Origin of the sequence: Candidatus Nitronereus thalassa, assembly GCF_032191465.1 — a bacterium.
GTDB classification, from domain to species: domain Bacteria; phylum Nitrospirota; class Nitrospiria; order Nitrospirales; family UBA8639; genus Nitronereus; species Nitronereus thalassa.
The window spans coordinates 2,356,293-2,378,286 of sequence record NZ_JAQOUE010000001.1 but is presented as its reverse complement, the minus strand read 5'-3'; the positions used below and the strand labels follow the sequence as shown (position 1 = coordinate 2,378,286).

Below are 21,994 nucleotides of genomic sequence, written 5' to 3'. Positions count from 1 at the left end.
TTCTTACACTCCACTTTTTCCGAGGAAGGGAAGAATTGTATCGAGTCGCATGACCGGCCCATCTTTGCATAAAAAGAACGGTCCCATTTGACAATGTCCGCAGAGGCCGATCCCACATTCCATGTGCCGTTCAAGCGAGACGTACATACCATCTGGCCGAAGACCACGATGAGAAAGCATATTGACCGCAACCCGCATCATAATTTCCGGCCCGCACATCATGACGATAGCTTTGTCGGGATGGACTTCAACTTCATCAAATAACTCCGTGACCACCCCCACGTGATAATGCCACGTCTTCCCAGGTTCGTCGCTGGCCAATAACACATCAGTGTTGGGATGTCGCCGCCATTGGTCAAAACGTTCTCGGAATAACAGATCATGTGGAGTTTTTACACCATGGATGATTTTGATCGCGCCATACTCTTCTCGTCGCCGAAACATATATTCAATGGCTCCCACCACTGGTGCGCATCCCAATCCACCTGTGATGACCACCACATCCTTTCCCTTCGCTTCTTCCATGGGCCACCCTTTCCCAAAAGGCCCACGAATGCCTAGGGTATCACCTATGTCCATATGACCGATCACGTTCGTGACGCGCCCCACAACTCTGATGGTATGGTCCAGAAACTCAGGTTCGTCGGGATCGGAAACAATCGAAATTGCCACTTCACCCACGCCGAACACATAGAGCATATTGAATTGTCCGGCTTTGAACCGAAAGGTCTCACGCATTTCAGAATCTTCAAATTGTAGACGTAGGCTTAGAATGTCTGGCGATTCCTGAGTTTTTCCCACGATGATGGCGGGATAAATAAGAAAGGGATTAGTTGGTGGAGGAATGAGTGTGTCGCTGATCATGATTCTTTCTCGCCTAAGAGAGCGTGTAACTCCTCCGTCACATCAATTCCCACGGGGCACCAGGTAATACACCGACCGCAGCCCACGCATCCCGACGAACCGAATTGATCGATCCATGAAGCCATTTTATGGGTGAGCCACATGCGATACCGATCTTTGATGGTTGGTCTGAAGTTTTTCCCATGAATATACCCATGGTCGGGTGTGAAACAGGAATCCCACACTCGAACATGTTCAGTGGTGTGTTGGGTCAAGTCTGGTGTTTCCTCCACCGTATGACAAAAGCAGGTTGGACAAACCATCGTGCAATTGGTGCAAGCCAGACAGCGAGTGGCAACCTCATCCCATCTTCTGTGGTCGTGAGCGTCATACAATCCTTGTGGGAGGGAGGATTGATTAACTTTCCGCGTTTGAGACGCGGCACAGGCGGCGATTCGTTCGTCATGTTCTTGTATTTGTAGATCCTCCGCTGGCGATACCGTCAAGGATTCCAAAATTTCTTCGCCCCTCGGACTTCCTCCCTGGATCAGGAATTCCTGGTCCGATTCAGTTAGGACAAGATCATATCCGGATTCCGCTTTGGGCCCGGTTCCCATGGAAGCGCAAAAACAAGTCTCGTGAGCCCGGGTACAATTGACAGCCACTAAGAATAAATTTTGACGTCTGGCTTGATAATACGGATCGGGAAACTGGTCTTGAAGAAAAATACGATCTTGCATGGTGAGCCCTGCAAGATCACAGGCTCGGACTCCTAAAATAGCAACCTGCTCCGATTGGGGAATATTTTCCTGGACGGAAAACCCCTTTTTCGTTTTCTCAATTTGTAAAAGCTGTTCCCGTGGAGCGAATGTTTGGCGTTTTAATGACTCTGGCCCATGAACGATGTCAAAAATATTTTGGGAATCGGTTTTATTCAATCGGTAATTGCCAGGGGTCTGTTCATCACGCCATCCAATGGGGAGGTCTTCGACTTGATGAATGTACGTCCATTGAATGGAACCGTCTTGAACCGTTGGGCCCATGACTTTGTACCCCTTGACCTTTAATGTTTGGAGAAGTTGATGAAATGCTGATTTGAGAAATCGTTGAGGGCCAGTGACGGTAGGTAGCGAAGGGTTCTCCATAAGACGTGCGAGGCTTTAAGTTTTGAAAAAAAGCAACTGAATAATTGTACTCTTCCTGGTAAAGGAAAAGATATGTGCCTCCTCGCAGTCGATTGAATGCCCCAACGGAGACTGGAGATGTCGGTTACTTATTTTGCATCCAATCCCACGTGAGCACGAAGGGCTTGATAATCATATCCATGTTTTCCAGTTCTCAGAAACGCCAGGTCATGGTGTTCGAGTTGGTTTATGAGTTGGGCAACGGTAGATTTTGCATCAGCGTCATGGGCGACCTGTCGGGGAGTGCACTTATTCAAGGCTGGGCATGGGTGTTCGGCCCATCCAAGGTAGACGAGTTCCAACAGTTGCACGAGTCGGTCATGCTCTTCTTCCTTGGACACGAACGGTGTCAACGGAGGTGCGTCATCCGTAAGCAAATCCATTTCCGGGATGGTGTGAAGGGGTGGTTCCGTCAGTTCCCCTTTGAAATGAAGGGAAAAGCCAAAGGTTGATGCGAGGAAATGTTTGACATCATTGAAATGATCTAAGGAATCCGATTCCGCAAAAATTTGGGTTGGGGTAATGGTCAAGCGACTTAGTAATGTATGTTGTTCCTGCGACGCGGTGTCGGACTCATGAACCCACACCTTCAAGGCGGATGGTTCAGCGAGTTGGCCACAAACCGATTTGGGAATGGACTGTTCTAGCGCCTCGGGTTTCCATTCCTTCGCATCCTGAAGCATTTCATTAAAAAATTTTGCTTCGTGATGTTCATAGATCCCGATACAGAATAGGTATGGAGTGTGATCAGAGGTAAGGAAATGAACCTGTTCTTCCACCTCGAGCAGCCACTGTAACCGAAGCTGACCCAATGCCCAAATCAAGACATGCCCAAACCGTTTGGTAAATTCCTGCCATTCTCCCAGTTCAAAGGCTCCGGCTTCCGCCTCCATTTCTTGCTGCAACTCTCGGACATAGTCATACACTTGTTGCCCCCGTTTGTGCGAAAGCCCCACGGCGATTCCAGGGAAATAGGTATACTCTGGCCGTCGGATTAACCGAGTAAGTAACATCTGACCGGGCTGATAATCCTGGACAAGGTCTTCACTTGTAATTCCATATTCAATGCTATCGCCAAGAGATTTCAGCCGAACCTCATTGGGTGATCCTGGTCGTCCCAGAGCCACGATTTCCAAAAGATCCATGAAGGAATGACGCAGGGGATCCAGCCAGATTCGTTCCTCGTCGGTCAGATGTTTTAAAATTTCATCTCGAGCTTGTTCGACTAGGGTGAGATGCCCGTCGTTGGGGTAGTAGTCGCTATAAAGATAGAGCTTAGCTAGTTCGACTTCAGCAGGGAGAGGATTCAAGGTGAAGCCCTGCCCCTTAGATAGGTAGGGTTGAAGAAATCGACTCAGTGCTAATTCTCGCTGATATTGAAAGTCGGGTTGTTGGGAATATGCCTCGAGACGTTCAAGGAGGGAGGGAAAGGGAACCTGAGCGCCGGTATTTGTTGGGGGGATGTTGGCAGGCGAACTCATGGAGAGACATGCTCACTCGTTTAAGGGAGTCGTTGGCGTGGCCTGGGCATGCCGATGGGGATGGTCATGGCTATACTTGCCAGCATGGACCGTGATAATGGGAACCTGCGCTTTTCGCAAAAGAGTTGAAGCCACGCTCCCCATCAACAAGCGGGACAATCCTGCCCGTCCATGAGTTCCCATCACCAGAAGGTTTGCCTTGGTTTCCTCAATTGCTCTGAGGATGGCTTCTGTAACGGGCGGCTCCTTTTGCATGCAGGTGGCCGTAATCCCTTTGGTTTCAAAGAGCCGGCATAATTCCTTCATTTGTTTGTCAGCCTGCCGACGTTTTTCTTTTTGGGTATCAAGATAGGTCAAATTAAAATCCAAACCATACGAGGGTAATTCCTCGACGTGAACAAGAGTGATCTGCACATCGAATTCTTTAGCAATGTAGAAGGCATATTCAACGGCATCTTGTGAGCAATCCGAAAAATCCACAGCCACCACCACGTGACGTGGGGAACAGGTTTCTGGCGGGGTTAGAGTTCGGAGATCTTGGATTTCATTGTCTGTGGAATAGGTAAGGGCTTTGCTTTGGGGGGAGCTGGATTTGATGGTCAGTACCGGACATGGTGCCTGGGCGACCACCCGTTCGGCGGTACTTCCTAATAAGACACGATCTATCCCACTCCAACCATGAGTGCCCAAGACTATTAAATCGGTCCCCGTCTCCTTAGCCACTTCACAGATAGTTGAATGGGGGATCCCCGATAATTCATGGACGACACAGGGACCATGATGTTCCCGAATGTATTTCGCTAGTGTTTCGAGCCTGGGATGAATAATTTTTCGTTGCTCATCCAAATAGAGTTGAAGAACAGCACCCTCCATATCCAGATGATGGTGAATAGGAAGGACAGAGATACAATCAATTGGCGCCTCACAAACCTTCCCCCAATGCAGGGCATAGTGCAAAGCTTCTTCAGAACATGGGGAAAAATCAGTGGCAAACAAAATTCGTTTAATGAGTGGTTGCACGGTGATCCCCTTCAGTGTCAATAGCTGCCATGATGTGCTTACACTGCTCCCGCAGACATTAAGAGAATTTCTCCCTCCATCCCTTCATGGATCGAACATTTAAACTGATAGCGACCGGGACGATCAATAGTAAAACGAATGGAAACCTCTCCTCCTGGTTCGATATAGACCCCGCCAATACCTCTCCCATAGGATATCGACATGGGGGTCTCAATGCGAGTATGGCTTCCCTCAAACACGAGCGATCCAAAATCATGTCGAACCTCGTCAGAATTTTTTAGATAAATTACTGTGGGGACATGAAGTTGCAATGGCATTTGAGTGGTTTCAAACGTAAAGTTTCGAATGTTAACGACGATTTGCTGCTCAGATTGAGCGAGGGCCTGAGGGAGCGCTCCCATGACCAATAACCCAAGGAGGAATCCCATAAGCCAGCGACGTGGTGAATGAATATTTCCCTTGATCAACATGCGTCATGTCCTCCTTCGATATGGAATGGTTTGTCCACATACCCCCTCATTTGAAAGATGACTCCCTCTTCTTTTTGGAAAAAAGGGAGCCGTCTTCCGTGTTATTAGCCGACCTTTACTTCAACCTGTTTCGGTTTCACCCGGGCGGTTTTTGGCAAGAGAACTTTTAACAGGCCATCCTTAAATTCAGCGGAGACTTTTTCTCCGTCGGAATCTTCCGGAAGGGTAAAGCTTCTGGCAAAACTTCCATACGATCGTTCAATCCGGTGAAACTTCTTGTCTTTCTCTTCTTTCTCATAATGCCGATGGCCAGAGACGGTGAGCACATCATCCTGGACTCCCACTTTGATATCTTCCTTCTTCACTCCTGGGATTTCCGCTTTGATGGTGTAATTTTGATCATCTTCTACGATGTCCACGACCGGAGCCCATTCAGCTACCGTCAAGGATTCCCGTTTTTCGCCTTCTTTTTTCATAGGAACTCTGCCAAACAACGTGGAAAACCGATGTTGTAAATCGTCTAACTCCCGAAAGGGATCCCAACGTGTCACGGAACTCATCGTGCTACCTCCTTAATGTGAAATCTGGTCAATAAGAAATGCGTTTGTGTATTTCAAAAATAAGAGGGAGCAAGCCGTGTGCCAGGTTTATGGGATCAAAATGCAAGGAGAATTCATTGAAAACAAAAGGATTTTACCCATGACCACAGGAGAGTAGATGAATGATGTGGATTGTCGCCTCACACCAAATTATTTTCCCTGTGGCAGAAGACACCACGAATATCTAAAGAGTAAGGAAAAAAATGAGTCGACGGTGTCGAAGGGGGTTATAGATCGTACGTGGCATGAAGATTGGGAATGACAATCTCCATCTTGGGATACTCCTCTCGCAATGCCGTGGCGAGTGAAAATGATTGGCGCTCCTCCCCATGAACCACAAAGATTTTTCGAGGTTTGGGATTGAGTCGATGCACAAAATCCAATAAATCATGGCGGTCGCCATGGGCGGAAAGGCCATTGAATCTTACGATTTGAGCGCGCCGAGGGACAGGCCTTCCGAAAATCGGCACCGTGTCCCATTCTTCAATAAGTTTTCGCCCCAGCGTATGTTCGGCTTGGAAGCCCACCATCGCGATGATATTGGCTTCATGCTGGATGCCATGCTTGAGATGGTGAATAATTCGTCCTCCCTCGCACATGCCGGAAGCGGCAATGATTACGCAAGGACCGGGACGGTCATTCAAGCGCTGGCTTTCTTGGACGTTTCCGACGTAATGAATATATTTGGCGCCAAAGATATCTTTTTGTGACGTGAACGTCTTGAAAGTTTCTTCATCAAAACATTCCGGGTGGCGTCGAAAGACCTGTGTGGCTTTTGAGGCTAATGGGGAATCGATAAAAATTGGAATTGGGGGTATGCGCTTTTCCTGAACCAATTCCTTGATTCGCATCACTAACTCCTGAGTTCTTCCCACGGCAAACGCCGGCACAATGATTTTGCTTTTGTGTTTGAGGGCATGCTTCACCAGCGATTCAGCCTTGGTCCTCATGGCTTCAAGGTCTTCATCATGCATTCGATCGCCATAGGTAGATTCGAGGATCAAGACATCACATGGTGGGGAAGGCTGTGGATCACGAAGAATCGGCATGTCATAGCGACCGACATCGCCGCTAAACAATACGGAAAGGGAATGTCCTTGGCTGGTATATTTCACCCATACCGAGGAAGAACCTAAAATGTGACCCACGTCGGTAAACCGAGCTTTGATTCTGGAAGAAACCCCAAACGTTTTGTCATAGGGAACGGTTTCAAATTGCTGTCGAATGGTTTGAACATCTTTAATGGAATAAAATGGGGTTGGCCTTTTGGGGCCGCGGAACCATGGCTTTTTATTGAGGTACTGGCAATCGGCCTGCTGGATTCGTGCCGAGTCTTCCAACAGAATTTCCACGAGGTCTTTTGTGGCCTCGGTCATAAACACGCGGCCTCGAAATTTTCCTTTGGCCAAGATCGGGAGGGCGCCGGAATGATCGATGTGGGCATGAGACAAGAGCACCGCATGAATGGTCTCCGGGTCAACGCCCAGATGGCGGTTGAATCGTTCGGAATCTTGCCGTCGTCCTTGAAAGAGGCCACAGTCCAGCAAGACCCGTGTGTTTCCTAACTGCAACTCATGGCGACTTCCGGTCACCGATCTCGCGGCTCCGTGAAAGGTAATCTTCATGATGTTCCAGGTGTGTGATGATTTCGTACGATGAAGTTCCAAGCCTCTTGTGCAGTCTCGGCATAGTGAAATAACTTTAAGTCCTCCGGACTGATTAACCCGGAGTCCACCAAATATTGCCAATTTATCACTTCCTCCCAAAACTTTTTCCCGACCAAGACCACCGTCACATCCTTCACCTTTCCGGTTTGAAGGAGAGTGAGGGTTTCGAATAATTCATCGAGGGTGCCAAATCCTCCGGGAAACGCGACCAATGCTTTTGCCCTTAGGAGAAAGTGCATTTTTCGTAAGGCAAAGTACCGAAATTGGAAGGTGAGAGAGGGGCTGATGTACGGGTTGGGCGCTTGTTCGTGGGGAAGGGAAATATTTAACCCAATGGACTTGGCTCCCACCTCATGAGCACCGCGATTGGCGGCTTCCATAATCCCTGGTCCCCCACCGGTGACCACAACATACTCACGGTGACCATCGACTTGGCAGGTCGAAGAGACCAAACGACTGAATTCTCTTGAAACGGAATAATAATGAGATAAAGCCATTTGGTTGTTGGCTACGGTCGCGGCTCGTTGTAAGTCTAGGTTTTCGGGGTTTTGGGCTAAAGCCTGTGTCGTGTGCTGAAGATTACGCTTTGCCTGGTCAGGGTCCGGGACCCGAGCGCTTCCAAAGACGACGATGGTGGAGTGTATTCCTTCATCCTGTTGAATAAGTTCGGGTTTGAACCATTCGAGTTGCAGACGGACTGCACGTAATTCATCCCGCGAAAGGAATGCCGTATCCTGATCGGCACGGAGATAGGATGGGTATCTGATTTGGCCAGATTGGTCGTCAGCGTTTTTCATTTTCTCTTATCGCACCACCAGCACCGGATACGGCGATTGATGTACCAGGCTATGGGAGATGCTCCCCAAGAGAAATCGTGACAGGCCCCGACGTCCGTGGGACCCCATGACGATCATATCGGGTTTCAACGTTTTGGCCTGCTCTAAAATGGCAAAGGCTGGTTCTCCTAATCCGACCAGGGCCTGACTTTGGAAATTCTTCTCTTTGGCTTGTTGGGCAACGGCTTCCGTCAGTTCACGGATATGGTCGAGTGCACGGTCTTCCAATAATTGGCTTTGCCCCAAAGTAACCGGCCAGGGTAATCGCGGCTGAGGCCAGACCGACATGACGGAAATTCGTGGGGGCGAGACAAAGGGAAGAGAGGATAAGTATGTGATCATTTTCTCCCCATCTTCTTTCCCTTCTATCGGCATTAAAATGTGATGCAGGGTGGGAAGTGGATGGTTCATGATTAACGTCGAGCAGGGTGCATGGAGAAGGACTCGATGGGACACGCTGCCTAGCACAAGTTCCTTGATGGGCCCCAAGCCTCTTGCACCCATCATAATGAGATCGGGCTTCGCTGATTTGACTGTGTCTAGAATGACCGAAGAGGGAGCCCCAATTTCATGAATACGATGAACTGTTCCAATGTCTTGGGGCAAGGACTGTTGTATTTGGTCCAATAGGGCCTCTCCCTTGGGACGAAGGGTGTCTTCAATTTCCTTGATGGCTTGATCCCGCATTTCTGGAGAAATCATGGGGTGATCCAGATCAGGCAGAGGGAGTGTATGGACCAGGGTGACTTCCTCGATCGGCCTGAAATGTGCAAGAGCTTGTACAGTAAAGGAAGATTGCTTGGATCCATCAATAGCCAACAAGATTTTCATGACGGTTCTCCTTACGAAAGGGAAATCCTTTTGGTTTTTGAAGACTTTTCAATAGTTATGCTGAGCAAGAGAAGTGCCAGGTCTATGAGTGAATCTCGTTTAAAGGGCTTTTCCGAGGTATTCAATGCCAAATGGGACAACAAAGAAGTGATGAAAAAATGGTCTATTGTGGATAATTTACACATATGAACATTCTAGATATGTAGATTTTTTACCCAAAAAAGAACAAAAATGGAATCTATTTTTGAAAATCAGGAAGGCAGGTGACGAAATGCTCCCCGACGCTAACTCGATTCTAATCGTTGATGATGATCCTGAGCTCCGAAATCTCATGAAAGATATTTTGGAAGATCAGAGTTTTCAGGTGACCGTCGCACGTGATGGGAAAGACGCCCTGAGCTTTTTGGATAATCATGATTTTCCCGTGGTCTTAACAGACCTAAGAATGAAAGGTATGGATGGCGCGGAGTTGTTGGAGGAAATCGTCAAACATCATCCGGCAAGTAATGTCATCATGATGACGGCATTCGGAACCGTGGAATCTGCGGTGGAAGCTATGAAACGCGGGGCTTTTGATTATCTCACCAAACCCATAAAAACCGATGAGCTCTTGGTGACCATTGAAAAAGCGATGCGTGAGGCTATGCTCCGTCAGGAAGTGGTTCAGCTCAGACAACAAGTCAAACGGGATTATTCCTTTGACCAAATTTTGGGGAAAAGTAAGCCCATGCAAGAGGTGTTTGATTTGATTCGGCGAGTGGCGGATACCCAGACGAACATCTTAATTACCGGCGAGAGCGGCACAGGAAAAGAGCTCGTGGCCAAAGCCATTCATTTTAATAGCGGCAGGAAAAGTATGCCGTTTATTCCAGTGAACTGCGCAGCGATTCCGGAATTTCTGCTCGAGAGCGAATTGTTTGGCCATGTGAAGGGGTCGTTTACCGACGCAAAATCCGACAAGCGCGGCCTTTTCGAGGAGGCCAACAAAGGCACCCTTTTTCTCGATGAAATCAGCGAAATGCCCATGATGCTTCAAGCCAAATTACTTCGAGCCGTTCAGGAGCGAGAAATCCGTCGGGTGGGCGCGACCCGGCCTGTGGCAGTGGATGTGCGCATTATTGCCGCGACCAATTTACACCTGGCCGAAGAAGTCCAAGCCAAACGGTTTCGAGAAGATCTTTATTACCGATTGAATGTCATCGAGATTTGCCTGCCGCCACTCCGGGAACGGAAAGAGGATATTCCGCTGCTGTGTGACATGATGTTGGAAAAGTCTTCCGTTGGACGACAAAAGCAAGTCACGAAAATGTCGGAAGCTACTTTGGGTTTGTTATTAGATTATGCATGGCCGGGAAATGTCCGGGAACTGGAAAATATCATGGAGCGAGCGGTGACGCTGGCGCAGGGATCGGTGCTCACCCCCAATGATTTGCCGGCCGCCATTCGTGATGCACAAGGCGATCGTCATCTTGTCGAGGAAAGTGCCGAACGGCTACTGTCCTTAGAAGATATTGAACACTTATATATTCAACGCGTCTTAGAAAAAACCGGGGGCAATAAATTCAAGGCAGCGCAATTATTAGGCATTGATCGTAAAACCCTCTATCGCAAATTGGGAGACATGCAGAAATCCCAGGTATAAGGTGTTGGAACCCAGAGATCCATATCGAATCGAGACTAATGCAGATGGATGATAGGCATCACAAGGAAGTTTTGATAAAAGAGCTGCAAGCGCTTCAGCAAGAAATCGGAGAACTCCGTGCCGTGGAATCTATGCATCGGGAAACCCAGGAAGGGTTCCAAGCCATAGAAGTGCAATTGGCGGGAATCATTCATTCGGCCATGGATGGAATAATTACCGTGAATGACTCGCAACATGTCGTCTTATTTAATGCCGCGGCTGAACAGATGTTTGGGTATTCGGCCAAAGAAGCCATCGGGCAACCCATCGATATATTTATTCCCGACCGATTTCGTGATGCTCATCGACGGCATATCGAGGTCTATGGAGAGACCCAGGGTACCAACCGACGTATGGGGGCGCTTGGATCGATTTCCGGCCTTCGTCGGAATGGCGAGGAGTTCCCCATTGAAGCCTCAATTTCCCAGTTTAAACGTGGCGATCATCGGTTCTATACCGTGATCTTGCGAGATGTCACGGAGCGGACTCAAGTCGAGGAAAGCCTAGCACGGTTGGGCCGCTTACTGGACGAGTCAGTCAATGAAATCTTTCTGTTTGATGCTCAGACCTTGAAATTTACTCAAGTGAATAAGGGGGCTCAGGAGAACTTAGGGTATTCTATGGATGAACTGATGAACATGACCCCCGTGGATATTAAACCTGAATTTACCTGGGAGACCTTTCAAGAGTTACTTAAACCCTTGTACGACGGCCGCAAAGATAAGATGGAATTTTCAACGTTCCACCGCAGAAAAAATGGATCGGATTATCCCGTCGAAGTGCATTTGCAGCTGTCTCAGTTGCGCCAGTCGCAAGTATTCCTGGCGATCATCTTAGATATTTCCGACCGCAAAGTCTTGGAAAGCCAATTGCGTCAAACCGAACGGCTGGCGGAAATGGGTACCTTGGCCGCTGGCATGGCCCATGAAATTGGTACTCCCATGAACGTGATTTTAGGACGCGCGGAATATTTAATGCGGAAAACATCCGAAGAATCGACCAAGCAGGGTCTTGCGACGATTGTGACGCAAGTCGAGCGGATCACCAAAATTATGAATCAATTGCTGAGCTTTGCTCGGCGTCGGTCCATTGAACGCCGTCCCATGGTCCTCGCAAGTGTGGTGCATGACATGTTGGATGTAGTCCAAGATCGATTAAAACGTCAGCAGGTGCACCTCGTCTTGAACCTCGAGGGTACCTGTCCAAAGGTGTTTGCAGATTCCGATCAAATTCGACAAGTCATTTTGAATCTCGTGATGAATGCCATTCAAGCCATGGAAACAGGAGGGACTCTGCGCATTTCTCAGGAATGCAAGGATTCCTCGGTGTATCTGTCAATCGCCGATACGGGCTGCGGTATTTCCAAGGAGAATATTCCAAAACTGTTCACACCATTTTTTACGACCAAAGAAGTGGGAGAAGGCACGGGACTGGGATTGACGGTGGTTCATGGCATTATCCAGGAACATGAAGGCACCATTCGCGTCGAGAGTCAAAAAAAGAAAGGAGCCACGTTTATCATCTCCCTGCCAATATTTGATTCGACCCGGCACTCAACCTAGCGGCTTGGTTGGTGCTTCAATTGACAAAAGAACCCACATAAGAGATGAATGATTCGCTATGCCTGAAATTGCAAGATTCTTTGGAATCATCATTCGAATGTATGTCGAGCCGAGTGGTCCTCATCATCGGCCACACCTTCACGCGTACTATCAAGAGCATGTGGGGATTTATGCCATTGATGAGATCGAATTGTTGGCTGGAAGTCTTCCGGCCCGGCAAGAACGACTAACCCTTGCGTGGGTTGAGATTCACCAGGAAGAGCTCAACCGTAACTGGGATATCTTGCAGTCCGGTCGCCCTCCCAGTAAAATTGAACCACTGCGGTAATGAATATGACACACGATATTCATAAAGTGATGCGTTACCAAAAAGCTGGCCCCTTCACTCTGGACATTGAGTTTGAAGACGGTACTCATCAGGTGATTGATTTCCGGCCCTTGCTTTGTGGGGAACTCTATGGACCATTGAGCGAGCCTCAAGTCTTTGATCAGGTCCGGCTAGATGAAGAGGTGCATACCCTTGTTTGGCCTAATGGCGCGGACTTCGATCCTTCTACCCTTTATAATTGGCCGCAGGTTGGGTCCCAGCTCAAAGCTCTTGCCAAAAGCTGGGAGACCAAGGTCGGATAGTCACCCTAATCGTTCAGCCCTTCTCCAGAACTAACAATTTTTTCGTGTTCAGGAGCATATGGCTCTACCTCATAGAACCCTTATATTACATGCTCATGCGAAGCCGGGTAATGCTCGGGAAGACTCTTCCAAGCAAAGTTTGTATCCGAATGCCACAAGCATGTTGGGAGACGGGTAAAACTTAAATAACCCCTGAAACCCCAGGGCCACCTGTTAAAATTTCTGAGCCCTAGTCAGCAAAAGATCACGAGAAGGCCGGTCCTTTTAGACTTCATCGAACAATTCCTTATCCGTTCCTGTTGGCATAAAACTTTAATGCCCATCCGGTTCTAGGTGGACTACCACATCTTCAATTCCCTCGAAGTGGCCTTTCAACTGGTCTTCCACGTCATGGGCAATGGCATGGGCCTGTTCAATGGGCAATCCCTTTTCCACCTGAATCGAGAGATCGATAAAAATATGATGAGCTAACCCGCGGGTTCTGATGGAATGGCAGTGGAGTACCCCTGGGACTTGGAGTACTACCGGCTTGACTTCTTTCGGGTCCAAACGGATTTGATCCGCGAGCGAATGCGTGACTTCGCGAATAATAGAGAAGGCTGTCCAGGCAATGACTGCGGCAATGATGAGTGCAATGATGGGATCGGCCAAAGGAAAGCCAAATCGTACGGCTGCCAGACTGACCAACACAGAAAACGATACCAGCAAATCGCTGGCCGTGTGGTAAGAGTCGGCGATGAGGATTTCGCTTTGTAATGCTTTCCCCCGGCGCTGTTCCCAGGTGGTGACTCCGGCATTGATGGCCATAGTGACGAGCATGATCCCAAAACTGAATCCCGTGACATGTGGTATCTGAGGGTGAAAGAACGCTTGAATGCCACGCCATCCGACATATCCACATGTGCCAATCAACATCACTGCAATTCCTGCGGACGCGAGTGTTTCAAATTTTTTATGGCCGTAGGGATGCAAACGGTCAGGCGGATGAGCAGCAAGGGTCATGCCGATGAGCCCCATAACATTGGAGATCCCGTCAAAGAGGGAATGAAATCCGTCAGCTTGCATGCTTAAGGATTGAGTGAGCCATCCATACCCGAGTTTGGCCAGAGCTACCCCAAGATTGAGGACGAGCACCGCAACAAGGATGAAACGAATATCCCGATCCCTTTGATTGACTTCTGGCAAAGGGGCGTTACCCATTTCGCACTCGTTTTGGAAGAGCTGGAGGAAGAATGCGTTTGAGAATCATGGGCGAGATCAAAGTGGTCACGACTCCCATTAATACCAAAGCGGAAAACAGATGCGTGACAAGGCCATGGTCGCCATCTCCCTGAAGAAACAACCCAGCTTCGGCTGCGATACTTAAGACAATTAATTCCACGGCCCCGCGGCTGCTCATTCCTACGCCCACTGCCATGGCTTCCCGCGTATTCAGCCCGGCAAGACGAGCCGGTAATCCGGCACCCAGCAACTTTCCCACGAAGGCCAGAAGAATCACAATGAGAATGAGCCAAGGGAACGCGACCACCACATCAAAATTTAAGTGAAGCCCAATGGATGCGAAAAAAAATGGGCCGAGAAACCCGCGTGTAATGGCCACAGCGATCAAATTAATTTCATGATACGCTTTATATCCTACCCGAGATGGTTCAAAGAACAAACCGGCCATAAACGCTCCGAGAATCCAATGCATCCCTAAGGCTTCAGCTAGAGCGCCGTACCCCAACCCTACGGCCATGAGGGCACTGAATTCGAGGGCCGCACTTTGTAATCCTTTTAACCCGCGACTGATATGGGGATACACATGCACACCGAGGCTCACGGTTATGGCAAAAAAGGCCAGGATCTTTACTACCAGCCAGGCCAAGGCCGTAAGATCGGGAGGACCGCCAGTTTGAATCATGGACGTCAGGACGGCTAGCATAAACAGCCCAAGCACATCATCAAAAATCGCGGCCGCGACCATTGTTTGACCGATCCTGGAATGCAAGAGCCCAAAATCCGTGAGTACCTTAATATTGGCGGGCACCGAGGTGATCGCCATGCTGATGCCGATCAGCATGGCTTGAACACACTTGAATTCTGATTCCGGAAGTATCGCCCAACCCAAAAGGATGCCAAGGGTTAAGGGTGCGGCTGCCCCGCCAATGGCCACGCCCACGGACCCTTTGTAATTTTGGCGAAGTTCATTCAGATTAGATTCGATCCCGGCTAACAGCATCAGAAAAAATATCCCTACTTGAGCGATTTGCCCCAAGGCCTCGCTTGTGGTGATTTCCTTGAGAAATGGAAGGCTGGTGCCTAGAAACCCTGCGGCAAGAGCGAGTGCCATTCCTGCAAGTAGTTCACCGACACCCGCTGGTTGGCCGAGGCGTTCCGCCCCTTCGCTGAAGATTCGGGTGAGAAGAAGAACGAGGAGTATTTCAAGAAAGAGGTTCAACGCACGATTGTTATTACTGGAATTGAAGTTAACGAGAATCGTAGGCGCGTTCTCGTGGATTGGCAAGCTAACTGTTTGGAATTTACCGTCTGGACTTTCACCATTTGATTGCCAAATGGTTTCACCCAAAGAAATGGCAGAGAAATACCGGTCAGTTTGAGGTCTGTATCAATTGTTTCGCCGTACCCCAAAATTTTTCTCCCCAATTGAATTCACGGAGTCATTTTTTATCTCTTTAATTTTCTGCAACCTCGATGCCATGTTCCCCTGTGACACGGAAGGGCTCAGAAGGCTCATATTTAAATGGGAAAAAATTCTGAAGTGATATTTGCATTCAAATGTATGTGGAATATTGCGACAGGTGATAGTAATTTTATTTTTACAAATAAAAAGTAACGTCAACGTAGTGGTGGATCGCTAGTAAGGAAGTGAAATGACCTTAGGAGGGACCTAAGAAATGATAGTCCCTCCTGAAAAGGGGAAAGGTAGAGTAAAAAAATAATTACAAAAGGAAGGTGGGCTAAAATCCTGCTCGGAAATCAAAGGTCCTAACCATTTTTATTCACGATATAAAGTAAGGACTAACCAAATCATGCCGGATTAATCTACTCCAATACTGGGTTCATAACTTTTAAAGTGTAGAAGGAGGTCACGCATGGATACCAATCCCACAATTTTGTCCTTATCACAGATGACCAAATGACGAACTCCAAGATCGCCCATCATGTCATACGCATCGTGAGAAGTTTTAGTGACTTGTATGGAGGGTAAATCGGTGGCCATTAATTGCTCTGGGGTAGTTTGGTCTAGGTTCCTCTTGGCGCCAAGTCCCTTGCGCACGATATCGGTGTCAGTGAGCAGGCCAATAAACTTGCCCTTTCGCTCGACCAGCAACGCACTGATTTTATCTTGGCGCATTTTTTCGGCTGCCGCGGTGATGGATGAATCTGCGGGAATTGATTTTAATGTTTTTTGCATAATTTCAGATAGCATGTAAGGCCTCCGTTAGGTTCGTGAATAATCAGATTCAAAAAGCTTTCTATGCGTAAAGCCTGCCTTCTCGATCAATTAGATAATCCATGTAATTATTATACCTCAATTCCATACTCTTTGAATGTATATTACAAGGCCCCAACATTCATGCCCATTAGTTTGGCGGTCTGTTCATCATGATGTGTCACTTCAACCGGTGCCGGCAAATGACCTCGCTCAATATTTTCCAGCTATCTTTCCAGGGGAATGGTGTTTGATTTCATATGTTTAAAATGGATACTTGATCATCGCACGCCAAGACCTTACACGTATGGTTTGTGCACAATGACTGTTCCTGGGTTACACTGAAGGGCTGGCGTCTTTGTTTATGAACTTTGGGCCATTTTTGACCGTTTTGTCTTAGATTTTTGTGGATTGACGTTTTTGGGTCCTGTGGGTTTCTTGTAAAGAAACGGGACGCACAATACCGGACAGTTTGCCGTCCGCACCACTTGTTCCGCCGTGCTTCCAAAAAATATTCTCCCCACATCGGATGTTTGCCCTCCATAACTTCCCCTCACAATAAGATCGACTTTTTCCGTCCTGGCCGTACGAATGATTTCCACGAAGGGTTTGCCTTCGCTGAGAATCCTGTCGATTTTCAATTTCCTTAACTCCGGAGTTTGCAACAGTGTTCGGGCTTGAAGTCGGGCGAAATGACGCAACTTTTTCATTTGAGCTTTTTCTTCGTTGGAAGAACCTAATCCCATGTTGCGTAAGTTCTCAAGTGGTCGAGTATCAATGACATGGAGGAGGAAAAGTCGAGCATCGAAAAGGGCCGCGAGGTCGGCCGCCATATGAAGGGCTTCTTTGGAGCAAGAAGAAAAATCTACAGGCACTAAAATTTTTTTAAAACGCGTCATGCTTATTTTCCCCCATTCTTTATCAATGTTGAAAGGCAATCCTGATGCCATCTCATAGAAAGAGAAAATTCTTTGGATTAAAGGAAGATCTGGTGTCTGTGAGTACTGACGGAGTGGCAATTGAGGAAAAAGTCAACAGTCGAGAATGTGAAGTGTGTCGAAATTGGATTCTAAAGCATGCTGTGAACTTTCTATATCTGATCAACAGTGTGCAGCGACAGAGGTTGCGTATTTTTTCGACGAAATCAGAAGGGTATGTTTTTTGCTGTGTATCGTACGAAGTATTTGGTTGTGATTTGGAATGCATACTGAAAAACCAGGGGGTGTCATGAATATCATTTGTGCCGTTGATGGGTCGGAATATGCCAATTGGGGTATTGAAATCCTGGGTAGTTTGTTTCACCGGTCACTTAAGGAGGTGATCCTTCTTCATGTCATGGACACCAATCCCGTGAAAGCGGGATTAAAAAAAGAAGGGGCCAGAGCCACCAAGGTCAAAAAATTTATATCCGCGCTAGAGAAGCATGGTAGGGACGTGCTCAAAAGGGCGAAGGCCCATGCCGAATTGGCCATCAATCAATCCAAGACCAAACCGTTTGTCTCTATTCGTTGTGTTCTGGCGAAAGGTCATGCTGCGGAGGTGATCATTCGAGAGGCGGAAAAGCGAACACCACATCTCATCATTCTCGGGTCACGAGGCATGGCGGATATTAAGGGATATTTGATGGGCAGTGTCTCCCGCAAGGTGTTGTCCTATGCTCCCTGTGCAGTCCTTATGGTTAAAGAACCCCTGCTGACTCCGGCCAAGGCCTTGTTAGCCTTGGATGGGTCAGGGGCCTCCAGGCGTGCCGCCAATGCCGTGAAAAAATGGCTGGACCCTGAAGATGTATCGATTCAGATTTTATCGGCGGTTCCTCAAGTCTTAACCGATATTGCGCCCAAAGTCCTTCCTAAAGCCCATCTTCTGGCTCTTACCGAACCGTTCTACCATCGGGCCGAAGAACTCACCAGTCAGTACCGAACCATGTTTATTACCGAAGGGTATGAAGTCCATCCCGAGATTCGCAAAGGCAATCCACGGGAAGTCATTTTAGAATCCATTCGCAAATCAAAAGTACAGTTGGCGATTCTGGGAAGCAAAGGATTAACCGGTCCGGAACGTTTTCAAATGGGAAGTGTTTCGGAATGGGTGGCGGCATATTCTGGATGTTCTGTTCTCGTCATTCGACCTCGCCCGGCCTAGATGAACGGGTATATTCTTTAAGAGAGAACATGGATTCTGACTGGCCGGAAGCTTCATTTCATGCTTTACTCACCTAACCTATGTTTTCTGGTTTGTTTGCGCTTTGGATAAAAAATAATACCTGCATTTAAGACCTTCGAGCGCAGGTATTAGCAGAAGAAAGGATCGAAGAGTGAATGGTATGAACAGAGGAAGAGGGCATGAAAGTCTTATTGTATTGACGGCTGCCTGGATTTTGTTTTCAGGGGTCTTGGCGAGTGGGCCATCTCAAGCCGAAACTTCTGAGCAGACCACAGCCTGTCAGAGCCCTTACCAACAGGCTAAATTGTCACAGCACATGTTAGAGGATGTTCTTCACCGTCATAAAAAATGGCTGGTGAATCGAGAGGATCAGGAAGGTCAAAAGGCCAATTTGTGTGGGGCGGATTTACAGGAATTGGATTTACGAGAAGTGGATTTGAGTGGTGCCAACCTGTCAGAAGCCAAAATGATCCATGCCGATCTTTCGGGTGGGAAATTCGTGAAAGCCAATTTTCAGAAAGCCAACTTGAGACAAGCATCGTTGTCTCTCAGTGATCTGCGTGAAGCCAATTTCTCTGGAGCGAATCTTCATGCGGCCAATCTTCGAAAGGCGGACATCGCCAGGGGAAATTTTTTTCAGGCGAACCTGAGGGAAGTCAATTTGTCAGAAGCCTATTTATCCTTGGCCAATTTTCAAGAGGCTCACCTTGATGACGGGTACCTCAAGGGAGCGAATTTGGATGGAGCCAATCTTACTCAAGCCAGTTTTCGGGCTGCGGACCTTCAAGGCGCGAGCCTTCATCGAGCCTTGTTGAGAAAAGCCAACATGGCGCAGGCGGATCTATTTCAAGCAGAGCTTCAAGAAGCGGACTTGCAAGGGGCGAATTTGGATCAGGCCGAATTGCATGGAGCCAACTTTAATGAAGCGAACCTTCAACAGGCGAGCCTTCGTGGAGCCAACCTCGAACGGGGAATTTTCTACAGAGCGAATTTGCACCTCGCCGATTTAACAGAGGCGAACTTGCAAGAAGCCGATCTCTTATTGGCGGACTTAAGTCAGGCACATCTACGAGGGGCGGGTTTGGATGAAGCCTATTTGGCTAAGGCGAATCTTCGAGAAGCGGATGTAGAGGGTGCTGATTTTTCTTGGGCGAATATGGCTGACGCGGACTTAAGGTCTGCCAATCTTACTCGAGTCGTGTTGTTCAATACGAATATGCAGGAGGCAAACCTTTCCGGAGCGCGTTTTCCTGAGGCGGATATGCGAGGGACGGATATTCGAAAGGCCGTATTGACCAAAGCTGATTTACGGAACACCTCGATGAAGTTTGTTCTTGGCCTGACTCAAGAACAATTAAACGCGGCATGTGTGGGAGAGCGAACCAGTTTGCCAAAAGGTTTGACGAGGCCTACCCCTTGTCCAACAAAAGCGGATTAAAAAGTTTCAGGCTATTTGCGAAGATATTCCTGTAGCAGCAGCATCTCATGCTGCTTCCTCTTTTTTCGTGTAAGAGGAGACATGAGATGCTACACCTACAGAGGGGATGGCTTTTTTTGATTTGAGAATTTTTTCTCGAATGGAAAAGGAATTAATGTGCTTACCATCTGGAGTATTAACAGCCAGGCTGAGCAATACGTGCCTGGTATGGTTCGAACCTCCCGCTCAGTGGAAAAAGTCACCCCATCCACTTCCGTACCATCAATTAAAGACGCTCATTCCGAAGGAAAGTCGGGGTCATCCTCGTTCCCATTTCCCAACAAATTGACCAAGGCGTATGTCGGTTCTCAGGAAGAGAGCTCAAAACGGGAGCTTGCCGTGTTGGCGAAACAGGTAATGACTTCACCCACTGTATCGATCGGGATAAAGTCTCCAATCGCAGATGCCTGGAAATTGTTTTACCATCATCGCTTTCGTCATGTCCCTGTGGTGAATGATGAGGATCGGATTGTTGGCATTCTTTCCGATCGTGATCTTTGGCGAGAGGCCGCAGGCATTCATCAACATACCGAGATTGAATCAGTGCCACTGAGCAGCCTTACGGTGCAGGATATTATGGTTGATCGTGTGCTCACGGCTCACCCGGACACCGAAATTCGCACTATTGCGCGGGTAATGTTTGAGGAGCGTATCGGGGCACTTCCTATTGTGAATGAAAGAGGCTATCCGGTGGGAATAATCACCCGAAGCGATATTCTGCGGACGGTAATGAACCAAGTTCCATTGGAATTATGGATTTAGATAGGAAGGGATGAATGAACGTGAACTGTTATGGATGATGTGTACAACAGGGGAAGTGTTGAATTGTTCGCTTCACAAATCACGCTTCATGAATTACGATTGTCCTCCGAGATGTTGCCAAATTTCTGTGTAAAGTCTTCAGGTGAGATCTTTAACACCTGAGAGAATTTGGCGATGGCTTCATGAGATTCAACATCCTCGCGTTCCATTCGTGCCATGTATTGCCTCGCGATTTTGTAGTATTCCGATTCAACATCCACGAGTCGAATTTTTGCCTTTCCAGTATCAGGGTCTAACATATCCTTAAAAGGAAGCGGCGTGAACTTCCCCGTATCGATGGCGACCATCGCGGCATTGCCGCCCTCGAGAAGAAATTGAGCGGCGCAGTATCCCAAATCTCGAGTGTATTCCATATCATAAGGTATGGGGTCGGCGCATCGTAATTCATAGCCGATGTTTTTGGTCACAATGGTGAGTTTGATTCCGTAATGTTTGAGTTCCCGTTGAACCGTCTCTTTCAAGACCTGCCCAATATCGAGTTCCGCAAACCGAATATTGCCGTGCTCATCCCGCTCCACATCTCCGACCTCAGATAAGTCTTCGGGGTTTAAGAGTTCGGGCAACCCCTCTGCCAAAATCGCCACGCCATCGGGTCGTCCTGCACCTAAGCGTTTGATAATTGAACCCAAAAGAATGTTCGACAGGTTTGATAGTCTGAGAGGGCGATGATGAAATTCCTCGGGGATAATGGTGATCGCATTTCCCGCGGCTTTTCCTATGCCTAAGGCCAGATGCCCGGCCTTACGTCCCATGGCGACAGCAAAGTACCATCGAGAAGTCGTATGGGCATCCACCATGAGGTTCTTGACGATTTCAACACCGAGGTGGCGAGCGGTTTGAAATCCAAACGTGGAAATGCCGTGGGGTAGACATAGATCGTTGTCGATAGTTTTGGGGACGTGAACCACTTGAAGCGATCCGCCGGCTAATTGTTCGAGTCTCATGGCAGACGAGGCCGTGTCGTCTCCACCAATCGTGATCAATCCGTCTATATTCAGGCTTTGTAAGGAGGCCAAGGTTGTCTTCAGATGTTTCGGATCCTTCGTGGGATTGGCTCGTGACGTTCTGAGAAGTGACCCGCCTCTGAAATGGATACGATGAACGGTGTCTTCATTCAGTGGGATAATGTGCGAGGTGTCTCCCTGCATCAACCAGTGAAAGCCATCCATGAGGCCAATGACCTCCAGCCCCTCGGATAGGCCACGTAGCATGGCGGCTTCGATCACGCTGTTGATACCTGGGGCGGGTCCTCCGCCGACCAAGATTCCAATTTTCTTCAAGTTGCCTTTCAT

The 21,994-nt window shown here is 48.2% G+C and carries 21 protein-coding genes; 7 read left to right on the top strand and 14 right to left on the bottom strand.

What is annotated here, in order from left to right:
- Positions 1-3 precede the first annotated feature (3 nt).
- From PPG34_RS10755 to PPG34_RS10715, 9 genes are all read right to left on the bottom strand, one after another.
- On the bottom strand, positions 4-864 hold the full coding sequence (locus PPG34_RS10755) for an FAD/NAD(P)-binding protein (protein ID WP_313833291.1): 861 nt from the start codon (positions 862-864) through the stop codon (positions 4-6).
- Positions 861-1,886: a 4Fe-4S dicluster domain-containing protein gene (locus PPG34_RS10750; protein ID WP_313833290.1), complete on the bottom strand. Its 1,026-nt coding sequence runs from the start codon at positions 1,884-1,886 to the stop codon at positions 861-863. Before PPG34_RS10750 ends, PPG34_RS10755 begins: the two co-directional genes overlap by 4 nt.
- A gap of 230 nt (positions 1,887-2,116) precedes the next feature.
- Positions 2,117-3,508 carry a hypothetical protein gene (locus PPG34_RS10745; RefSeq protein WP_313833289.1) on the bottom strand — a complete coding sequence of 464 codons (1,392 nt, stop codon included), beginning with the start codon at positions 3,506-3,508 and terminating at the stop codon, positions 2,117-2,119.
- 12 nt (positions 3,509-3,520) lie between these two features.
- The gene (locus PPG34_RS10740) at positions 3,521-4,528 is read right to left on the bottom strand and encodes a universal stress protein (RefSeq protein ID WP_313833288.1); all 1,008 of its coding nucleotides are present in this window, start codon (positions 4,526-4,528) and stop codon (positions 3,521-3,523) included.
- A gap of 38 nt (positions 4,529-4,566) precedes the next feature.
- Positions 4,567-4,998, bottom strand: coding sequence for a cupredoxin domain-containing protein (locus PPG34_RS10735; protein ID WP_313833287.1), 432 nt, complete (start codon positions 4,996-4,998; stop codon positions 4,567-4,569).
- Between the two features lie 104 nt (positions 4,999-5,102).
- Entirely contained in the window at positions 5,103-5,558 is a 456-nt protein-coding gene (locus PPG34_RS10730) for an Hsp20/alpha crystallin family protein (protein ID WP_313833286.1), read from the bottom strand.
- 266 nt (positions 5,559-5,824) lie between these two features.
- The gene (locus tag PPG34_RS10725; RefSeq protein ID WP_313833285.1) at positions 5,825-7,222 is read right to left on the bottom strand and encodes an MBL fold metallo-hydrolase RNA specificity domain-containing protein; all 1,398 of its coding nucleotides are present in this window, start codon (positions 7,220-7,222) and stop codon (positions 5,825-5,827) included.
- Positions 7,219-8,061, bottom strand: a complete 843-nt coding sequence (locus PPG34_RS10720) for an LOG family protein (protein ID WP_313833283.1) — start codon at positions 8,059-8,061, stop codon at positions 7,219-7,221. Before PPG34_RS10720 ends, PPG34_RS10725 begins: the two co-directional genes overlap by 4 nt.
- A gap of 6 nt (positions 8,062-8,067) precedes the next feature.
- Positions 8,068-8,931: a universal stress protein gene (locus tag PPG34_RS10715; RefSeq protein WP_313833282.1), complete on the bottom strand. Its 864-nt coding sequence runs from the start codon at positions 8,929-8,931 to the stop codon at positions 8,068-8,070.
- Positions 8,932-9,202: 271 nt separating this feature from the next.
- Here PPG34_RS10715 and PPG34_RS10710 point away from each other — a divergent pair, with 271 nt between their 5' ends.
- From PPG34_RS10710 to PPG34_RS10695, 4 genes are read left to right on the top strand one after another with little or no spacing between them, the layout of a single operon-like run.
- Entirely contained in the window at positions 9,203-10,573 is a 1,371-nt protein-coding gene (locus PPG34_RS10710) for a sigma-54-dependent transcriptional regulator (RefSeq protein WP_313833281.1), read from the top strand.
- A 44-nt stretch (positions 10,574-10,617) separates the two neighbouring features.
- Positions 10,618-12,174, top strand: a complete 1,557-nt coding sequence (locus PPG34_RS10705; RefSeq protein WP_313833280.1) for a PAS domain-containing sensor histidine kinase — start codon at positions 10,618-10,620, stop codon at positions 12,172-12,174.
- Between the two features lie 58 nt (positions 12,175-12,232).
- Positions 12,233-12,502: a DUF4160 domain-containing protein gene (locus PPG34_RS10700; RefSeq protein ID WP_313833279.1), complete on the top strand. Its 270-nt coding sequence runs from the start codon at positions 12,233-12,235 to the stop codon at positions 12,500-12,502.
- Entirely contained in the window at positions 12,502-12,804 is a 303-nt protein-coding gene (locus PPG34_RS10695) for a DUF2442 domain-containing protein (RefSeq protein WP_313833278.1), read from the top strand. The genes PPG34_RS10700 and PPG34_RS10695 overlap by 1 nt, the downstream gene beginning before the upstream one ends.
- Positions 12,805-13,116: 312 nt before the next feature.
- Here PPG34_RS10695 and PPG34_RS10690 read toward each other — a convergent pair whose 3' ends face one another.
- From PPG34_RS10690 to PPG34_RS10675, 4 genes are all read right to left on the bottom strand, one after another.
- On the bottom strand, positions 13,117-14,004 hold the full coding sequence (locus PPG34_RS10690; RefSeq protein WP_313833277.1) for a cation diffusion facilitator family transporter: 888 nt from the start codon (positions 14,002-14,004) through the stop codon (positions 13,117-13,119).
- The gene (locus PPG34_RS10685) at positions 13,997-15,244 is read right to left on the bottom strand and encodes a cation:proton antiporter (RefSeq protein WP_313833276.1); all 1,248 of its coding nucleotides are present in this window, start codon (positions 15,242-15,244) and stop codon (positions 13,997-13,999) included. The genes PPG34_RS10690 and PPG34_RS10685 overlap by 8 nt, the downstream gene beginning before the upstream one ends.
- Positions 15,245-15,844: 600 nt before the next feature.
- Positions 15,845-16,237, bottom strand: coding sequence for a CBS domain-containing protein (locus tag PPG34_RS10680; RefSeq protein WP_313833275.1), 393 nt, complete (start codon positions 16,235-16,237; stop codon positions 15,845-15,847).
- A 365-nt stretch (positions 16,238-16,602) separates the two neighbouring features.
- Complete coding sequence (locus PPG34_RS10675) at positions 16,603-17,139, bottom strand: universal stress protein (protein ID WP_313833274.1); 537 nt, start codon at positions 17,137-17,139, stop codon at positions 16,603-16,605.
- 328 nt (positions 17,140-17,467) lie between these two features.
- Here PPG34_RS10675 and PPG34_RS10670 point away from each other — a divergent pair, with 328 nt between their 5' ends.
- The 3 genes from PPG34_RS10670 to PPG34_RS10660 all read left to right on the top strand — a co-directional run bounded on the left by PPG34_RS10670 (position 17,468) and on the right by PPG34_RS10660 (position 20,642).
- Positions 17,468-18,382 (top strand): universal stress protein, encoded by a 915-nt coding sequence (locus PPG34_RS10670; RefSeq protein WP_313833273.1) that lies wholly within the window; start codon positions 17,468-17,470, stop codon positions 18,380-18,382.
- A 181-nt stretch (positions 18,383-18,563) separates the two neighbouring features.
- Positions 18,564-19,841 carry a pentapeptide repeat-containing protein gene (locus PPG34_RS10665; protein WP_313833272.1) on the top strand — a complete coding sequence of 426 codons (1,278 nt, stop codon included), beginning with the start codon at positions 18,564-18,566 and terminating at the stop codon, positions 19,839-19,841.
- Between the two features lie 156 nt (positions 19,842-19,997).
- A complete protein-coding gene (locus PPG34_RS10660) occupies positions 19,998-20,642 on the top strand; it encodes a CBS domain-containing protein (protein WP_313833271.1) in 645 nt (214 codons plus the stop codon).
- 86 nt (positions 20,643-20,728) lie between these two features.
- Here the strand turns inward: PPG34_RS10660 and pfp are convergent, their stop codons facing one another.
- Entirely contained in the window at positions 20,729-21,994 is a 1,266-nt protein-coding gene (gene pfp, locus PPG34_RS10655) for a diphosphate--fructose-6-phosphate 1-phosphotransferase (protein ID WP_313833270.1), read from the bottom strand.